The sequence below is a fragment of the Microcoleus sp. BR0-C5 genome (genome assembly GCF_036705045.1).
In the GTDB taxonomy this organism is placed as follows: Bacteria; Cyanobacteriota; Cyanobacteriia; order Cyanobacteriales; family Microcoleaceae; genus Microcoleus.
In genome coordinates this window covers 1-1327 of sequence record NZ_JAUBTR010000205.1, presented here as the reverse complement: position 1 = coordinate 1327, position 1327 = coordinate 1, and the positions used below count along the sequence as shown (strand labels likewise).

At 41.1% G+C, this 1327-nt stretch carries 2 protein-coding genes; both read right to left on the bottom strand.

Annotated features, from left to right (window positions below):
* Window positions 1–99: 99 nt before the first annotated feature.
* Window positions 100–681, bottom strand: a complete 582-nt coding sequence (locus QUB08_RS31950; protein ID WP_445300985.1) for an IS630 family transposase — start codon at window positions 679–681, stop codon at window positions 100–102.
* 50 nt (window positions 682–731) lie between these two features.
* Window positions 732–1055 (bottom strand): helix-turn-helix domain-containing protein, encoded by a 324-nt coding sequence (locus QUB08_RS31945; RefSeq protein WP_333230310.1) that lies wholly within the window; start codon window positions 1053–1055, stop codon window positions 732–734.
* Window positions 1056–1327: the final 272 nt, after the last annotated feature.

Sequence of the window (1327 nt, the reverse complement as noted above, 5' to 3'; positions counted from 1 at the left end):
ACTAGTACAGCTCGGCAGAAATAGACAGGCCATTAAACGGCCAAGACTTTACCCTTATATGTCCACTTAAAAGGTTTTGCCATTGTTTGATTAAAGTAGTTAATAAAATTGAGGATGCGATTTTTCAGATCGTGCTGACTGGTAAAACTTGCTCTTTTTAGTAATTTCCGAACCAAAATGCTCCCACCAAATCTCAATCTGATTAAGCCACGAAGAATGTTTGGGCGTGTAATGGAAAACAATTTGATGTGTTGGGTCACTTAAAAAAACAGCTCGGGATTTCATGGATTTAAGTATGCCGCTTTTTCCCTTAATACCGAGGTCAATATCTAAGCCTTCTTTTTCTGCAACCAAACGCACCAGTGATTCAGATTGGTGAGTATTCAGACAATCCATAATCAGATGCCATTTTGCTGCGGTATCGGTTTCAATGATTTGACGAATATTGAGCAGAAAATCCGCTTCTGTTCTCGAATTCCCACAAATTGGTTTAATAATCTTACCATTCGCAATGTTGAAATTAGCTATCAGGGTCTGCGTACCATGACGAATATATTCAAACTCTATTCTTGTCACTTTACCTGGTCTCATTGCCAAGTCTTTTTCGCTCCGTTCAATAGCTTGAATCCCTGTCATTTCATCAACTGATATTGTGTGTTCTCCTTGCCCGTGCGCGTTCAATTGCAGTCAGATATAAGTCGCTAATATTTTTGACTTTTTCATCAAATTCTTCATCCACTGGGGGGGGTTAACCAGTAGCGCGAGGCGTGTGGTTTAAGGGAGGCTTCTTCTAATAATCTGCCAACATGGCGGATGGATATACTTTCAATAATGCCTTGAAACATGATTTCCTCCGCCAGTTCTCTCGCACTCCAATGACTTATTGGTCGTCCATAATCGGACGGCTCAGAACAGGCCATTGCAAATAACTCCGTTACTTGTTCCATGCTAAATTTGGCTGGTGCGCCAATACGCTCTCGATCTTCTAATCTTTGCAAAATCGATAAGTCTTTTCCCTCGCTCTCCAACCATCGGTTTCTCCACAAACTAGCCATTTGCCGATTAATCTCGCTTGTTTCGGGCTATTTCACGATGGTTTTGACCATTTGATGCCATGAGAATTATTTTGGCTCGTAGCACGAGCTGTTGCGGCGTTTTGTGTTTGTCGATCAATTTCTGAAGTTCATGACGCTCCCCATCGCTTAAATTTAATATCTTAGGCATTAATAAGGCCATATCTCACTCAGGAGAACACCTAAAGGGCTCTAAGCTAACTATGTTATTCTACCACAAATATAGTCTGTCTATTTCTGCCGAGCTGTACTAG